A 5,791-nucleotide genomic window follows, 5' to 3' on the forward strand; every position below is an offset into this window, starting at 1 on the left:
GTTAGACCCAACCCTGCCACCGACTCCTGTTGTCCAGGTAACTTCCACTCCTGACAGCTTTCCACCCGCTGTCTTTCAACTGCAACAGGTGGCGATCGCTGACCTACATAGCACCGGACTTCCTGTGCAAGAAGTGGACTATTTGGCGATCGGAGGTGGTTTAGGTAGTTTTACTTGGGTGGATCTATTGCGCATTGGTGGAGTTTTGCCCGCTCAAGTTCTGGTGCTGGGTATGGAGCCTCAGCCCTATGCCCGCTATCAGCGGCTATGCCAAAACTCGCAAATTCCGGCCCATGAGCGGTTGCGCTCTAACTCTGACTCTTGTCCTGACAATATCTGGGGTTTTCCGAGTTATGCCTGGCGAGAAGCATGGCACGATCTCCGTCAGGGCAAGCTTGTGAATGCCTGTGCCTACCTGTGGCAAGTGTTTACCGAGCCAATCCTAGCGGAAACCTACACGCCGCGATCGGGCAACGTCTTTGCTTCCATCGATCGGGAAGCCAATCGCATCGGATGGGCACAGATGTTCACCTATGGACGGGTGCGTGCCCTGCGCAAAACCCAGGACGGACGCTACGTGGCGGCCTATTCTCGCTCCACCAGTCATCGCCGAGACCATGCCCTGGCAATTGCCCGGTATGTTCATCTAGCGATCGGCTATCCAGCAATTCAGTTTCTGCCTGACCTGCAAGCCTATCGTCAGCAGACCCAAGATTTCTACACCGTTGTCAATGCCTATGAACAGCATGAGCACGTCTACGACCACCTAACCCAGCATGGAGGCACCGTAGTGTTGCGAGGCCGGGGCATTGTTGCCTCCCGCATTATCCAACGCCTGCACGAATTGCGACACCGTAACCCCAATATTCAAGTGGTGCACCTGATGCGATCGCCGAAGGTCAGGGGTAACCGTTTCGGTAACAGTCAGCGTCCTGTGCGGCATCACCAGGAATTCCAGCCCTTTAACTGGCCTAAAGCTTGTTGGGGCGGAGATTTGCGTGTTTTGTTAGAAAAGGCTACCCCAGAGCAACGGCAACAATTGCTGACCACATGGGGCGGCACAACAACGGCTGATCGTCGTGACTGGCAACGTATCCTTCAGGAGGGGCTGCGATCGGGCTGGTATCAAATTCAATTTGGTGATGTAGAGACGGTTACTGCTGAGTTATTACCGGATGGACGGCGACAAACCCTCAGCATCCTACGCAGTCACAGCGATCTTCCACCTCAGCCTCTGAGGGCCGACTTTATCATCGATGCTACAGGTCTAGATGCCAAAGTCACAGCTAATCCCTTTCTGAATGACTTAGTGACCCACTATAACTTGCCTCTCAACTATCTAGGGCGGTTAACCGTTGCCAATGACTTTGAGTTGACTGAGTTACGCAACCAGCGGGGACGAGTTTACGCGGCTGGAGCTACTACCCTAGGAGGGCCTTACGCAGCGGTAGATAGCTTTTTGGGCTTGCAGTACGCTGCCTTGCAATCAGTTACCAGCCTTGCTGCTGCCCATGCTGCTGGCCTTCATCCCCTGACGTGGCAACGCTCCCTCAGCCAATGGTGGAAGTGGGTGCTCAACCAATCGCCCTAGACCCAACTGCCAACCTTCTATGGACATCCTGATTAACGGCAAACGAATTCAACTCCATCCCAGGCAAGCAATTGCTAAAGGTGGGGAAGCAGATATTTTTGATTTGGGACAGGGCAAAGCCTTGAAGCTGTTTAAACCTCCTGACCACCCAGATTATCAAGGGTTGCCCAAGGAACAACAGGCTGCGATCGCTCGTATTGCTGAACACCAGCAGAAATTACCCCAGTTTCCTACTCAGGTGCCCAGCCGAGTCGTTAAGCCAGAGGCATTGGCTATGGATAAAACCGGACAGCGGATTGTGGGCTATGTCATGCCCTTAATCCAGCAAGCAACAGTGCTGCTAAAGTACAGCGATCGCACCTTTCGACAGGCGGGGATCAGCAACAGCCAAGTGACAGCTATTTTCCAAGACCTCCATCGTACAGTAGTAGCTCTTCACCAAGCTGGCCTAGTGATTGGAGACTTCAACGACCTCAATGTACTGGTGAACGATACGGCTGCCTATCTGATTGATGCCGACTCCTTTCAGTTTGGCCCATTTCTCTGCAACGTGTTCACGGCCAAGTTTGTGGATCCATTACTTTGTGACTACAGTCAGCACCATCCTATGCTAGTAAAGCCCCACTCTGCCGACTCTGATTGGTATGCCTTTGCCGTTATGGTGATGCAATGCCTGTTATTCGTGGATCCCTATGGAGGTATCTACAAGCCTAAGGATCCTAGCCAAAAAATTCCCCATCCAGCCCGCCCATCCCGACGCATCACAGTCTTCCACCCAGAGGTGGTGTATCCGAAACCTGCTATTCCCTACCGTGTACTCAGTGATGACCTACTGGATTATTTGCAAGCGGTGTTTACGGGCGATCGGCGTGGCCTATTCCCCATTAGCCTCCTAGAGACATTGCAGTGGCAGACCTGCCCTAGTTGCGGCAGAGAACACGCTCGCCGTCAATGTCCAGATTGTGCTGTGCCCATGGTAACCGTTGGAACAAGCCTTACGCCCAAGTTGGCCCAAGTGGGGCAAGGCACTATAGTGCGCGGCAGTATAACCATGACTCGCCTATTCCACACCAATGGCGTGATTTTGGCAGCGGCCATGCAAGAGGGCAAACTCCGTTGGCTATATCATGAGGCAGGCCAGTTCCGGCGAGACGACGGCACAATCATACTTACAGGTAACCCTGATCCCCATTTACAGATTGGCATCCAAGGCAACAATACTCTCTTGCACAAAGCCGGACAGTTGGTTTGTCTGACCCCAGGCCAAGATCCTGTGATCCTAGCCGCCGATCGCAGTGCTGCCAACAGCACCCACTACTACTGGATCCACAATGGACAACTCCTGCGCAACAACCCTCTAGGGGCAATGTATGTTGGGGATGTTCTTAGCGAGCAAACCCAGTTTTGGGTGGGAGACAGCTTTGGGTTTGGGTTTTACCGTGCAGGCAATCTGAAGGTTGCTTTTGTGTTCGACAGTCAGCGATCAGGCATTAATGATCAAGTAGCGTTGCCCCCTTGGTCAGGGCAGTTGTTGCACGCTGATTGCACCTTTACCTCTGAACGCTGTTGGCTATTTATGGTCACGCAAGAGCAGGGGCAACTTTACCATCGTTGCACTGTAATCACTGCTACTGGCGAGGTCGAGGCCACCGCGATCGCCCAAGTTGGTGATGGGTCTTGGTTAGCCAAGGCCATGGTAGGCAGCCGCACTAGTGGACATTGTGCAACACAGAAGTTTTTGTGGGTTGCAACAGATGAGGGGGTCATGCGGGTTGAAATTATGCCATCTTCCCTAGGCACAACAACCCTAGTACCCACCAAGACTTTTGCCGATACAGAGCCATTTATCGATGCCAGCAGTCAATTGTTCATTGGATGGGAAGGACTATATGTCGTCACAGCTTGTGAAGTCTTAATTCTAACCTTGGGCCAGTAGGTATCCCCTATTGTACGTGGGGCAAAATGTGCTGCTCCACAAGCATCGTTGCCATGGTGGCGGCACAGCGTTGATAGTGGGCTTTATCTGGCATAAACACAACGTGGGGGCCAGTTTTACACTGGTTCATGCAGCCTGTGTACTTGACCGTGACCCGATCGCCTAGACCATGTTCCCGCAATGCCAGCTCCAAGGCTTGATCGATGCCGCCCCCCCGCTTTTTCAGGCACTTTTGACACAGCAGGATAGTAGGCAATTTAGCTCGTTGGGGTTTTGCTGGTGGCTCAGCCGTAGCAACAGCCTTCAGGTTCTCTGGCTCATGGCTAGCTGTTGCGTGGCCATCCACAAATCGAGTCACTTGGAAGACTTTGCGCTTAACAGTGCCCTCTTTGGGATTATAGGTTTGCCATCCCGTAACCTGGATCCGATCGCCCCGTACTAGCGCCATTGCTGGTGCTATCAGTGCATATTTAGAAACTTTGAACACCTGCAAGCCACTCTCTGTAATCAAGTGCAGGTACTTTAATCGTCCGTGATCTTTGCAAACCAGGTCTACGATTTCACCTTGGCAACAAAATTCCCCGTGACCAAGAGGCTCCTCCGTTGACAGAGCCATCGGTACCCTATTGCTGTGTTTGCCCATGACAGTATTGATGCAACTAATTCTCAATATATCCTATCCACAGCAATTGACCAATAGGCCGTTGGTAGTCCCCTTGCCGCGCTAAGCCCTGCTGCAAATGAACGAACATCCCAGTCCACGAGCAAACATTTGGCAAAAAATGCCTGCACGACTGTCTGTTGCGTCATTCCATGCAGGCAATTTCACTGGAAGCTATAGAGTCCAACTGTTGAGCTGTCAAACCCTATTCTTCTGCGCCTTGAATCTTCAATAGCAAAAAGCCTAGCCCCAACCCTACCAAAATCAGGCTGAAGGCCAAAAATGCAGTTGTAAAAATCTCACCCATTGCGCGGAAGCTCCCATTGCTATTCGTTCATAATCATTTACGTATCCTACAACTAATTGGTGCGCTTGATGTCCGATCAATTTGACTCTGTTAACCATAGCCGCCGACCTCGCCTCGCGATCGCGCTCGGAGACCCTGCTGGCATTGGCATGGAAGTAGTGCTAAAAGCCCTAGCGGATCCTGTTGTGATGACTAGCTGTGATATTACCCTAGTGGGCAATGGTGATCAATTGCACGACTGTTGGCAATTCCTGGCGGCTGAGGGTTATCCTGTACCTGATTTCCAGCAGCTTTCGATCTTGCATGTTGATCTCGATGCAGACATTCAACGCCAGATTTACCTCGGTGTGGGCAACGCAGCCAGTGGTGAGGCCAGTTTTCAGTATTTGGAGCGGGCGATCGCCTATACCCTAGCGGGTAAAACCGACGGAATTGTAACCGCACCAATCGCAAAATCAGCTTGGGCTATGGCTGGGCATCACTATCCAGGCCAAACTGAACTGCTGGCAGAACGAGCAGGGGTAACCCAAGTGGGGATGCTGTTTGTAGCCCGATCGCCCCATACAGGTTGGGTGCTGCGTACCCTGCTGGCCACTACCCACATTTCCCTACGCCAAGTGCCTGATGCCCTCAGCCCTGAGCTAATGACCACTAAACTCACATTGCTACTCGCTAGTCTAGAACAGGATTTTGGGATACTAACTCCCCACATTGTCGTGGCAGGGTTGAATCCCCATAGTGGTGAACACGGGCAACTAGGCCAGGAGGAACAAGATTGGCTGATTCCTTGGTTAGAAACTGCTCGTCACCGCTATCCCCACCTTCAGCTCGATGGCCCTGTGCCACCAGATACATTGTGGGTAAAACCGGGGCAAGCATGGCACCATCTGACCACAACGTCTGGGCAAGTTGCCGATGCTTATATCGCTTTATACCATGACCAAGGATTAATCCCCGTGAAGTTGCTAGCCTTCGATCGCGCTGTCAATACCTCGATCGGGTTACCTTTTGTTCGCACCTCTCCTGACCACGGCACTGCACTCGACATCGCAGGAAAAAACATCGCCGACCCCACAAGCATGATCGCCGCAATTCAACTTGCTTGCCACCTGGTGCGCACCTCATTAAACAATACCTCCGTTATCGCTCTTAATTTCAAATCATGAACGTCACCGATCTCCGTGGCATCCTCACCTACATCCCGCAGTTCCGTGAAAAAACCTTTGTCATCGCAATGGACGGTATCATTGCCGCACATGAAAACTTCACCAATATCGTCCTCGATTTAGCCGTCCT

At 52.1% G+C, this 5,791-nt stretch carries 6 protein-coding genes; 4 read left to right on the forward strand and 2 right to left on the reverse strand.

What is annotated here, in order from left to right; genetic code table 11:
• On the forward strand, positions 1-1,591 hold a 1,591-nt coding region (locus tag NZ772_12380; protein ID MCS6814346.1), incomplete at its 5' end, for a hypothetical protein.
• A gap of 19 nt (positions 1,592-1,610) precedes the next feature.
• Positions 1,611-3,527, forward strand: coding sequence for a hypothetical protein (locus NZ772_12385; GenBank protein ID MCS6814347.1), 1,917 nt, complete (start codon positions 1,611-1,613; stop codon positions 3,525-3,527).
• A 7-nt stretch (positions 3,528-3,534) separates the two neighbouring features.
• On the opposite strand, the gene NZ772_12390 is transcribed toward NZ772_12385, so the two are convergent.
• Positions 3,535-4,143 (reverse strand): (2Fe-2S) ferredoxin domain-containing protein, encoded by a 609-nt coding sequence (locus NZ772_12390; protein MCS6814348.1) that lies wholly within the window; start codon positions 4,141-4,143, stop codon positions 3,535-3,537.
• 250 nt (positions 4,144-4,393) lie between these two features.
• On the reverse strand, positions 4,394-4,495 hold the full coding sequence (locus tag NZ772_12395; protein ID MCS6814349.1) for a cytochrome B6: 102 nt from the start codon (positions 4,493-4,495) through the stop codon (positions 4,394-4,396).
• Between the two features lie 68 nt (positions 4,496-4,563).
• On the opposite strand from NZ772_12395, the gene pdxA reads away from it, so the two are divergent.
• Together pdxA and NZ772_12405 are read left to right on the forward strand one after the other, a co-directional pair.
• Positions 4,564-5,661 carry a 4-hydroxythreonine-4-phosphate dehydrogenase PdxA gene (gene pdxA, locus NZ772_12400; GenBank protein ID MCS6814350.1) on the forward strand — a complete coding sequence of 366 codons (1,098 nt, stop codon included), beginning with the start codon at positions 4,564-4,566 and terminating at the stop codon, positions 5,659-5,661.
• Positions 5,658-5,791 (forward strand): amino-acid N-acetyltransferase (locus NZ772_12405; GenBank protein ID MCS6814351.1); only part of this gene is annotated, 134 nt, incomplete at its 3' end. The genes pdxA and NZ772_12405, both read left to right, overlap by 4 nt.

Source organism: Cyanobacteriota bacterium (assembly GCA_025054735.1).
GTDB lineage: Bacteria > Cyanobacteriota > Cyanobacteriia > SKYG9 > SKYG9 > SKYG9.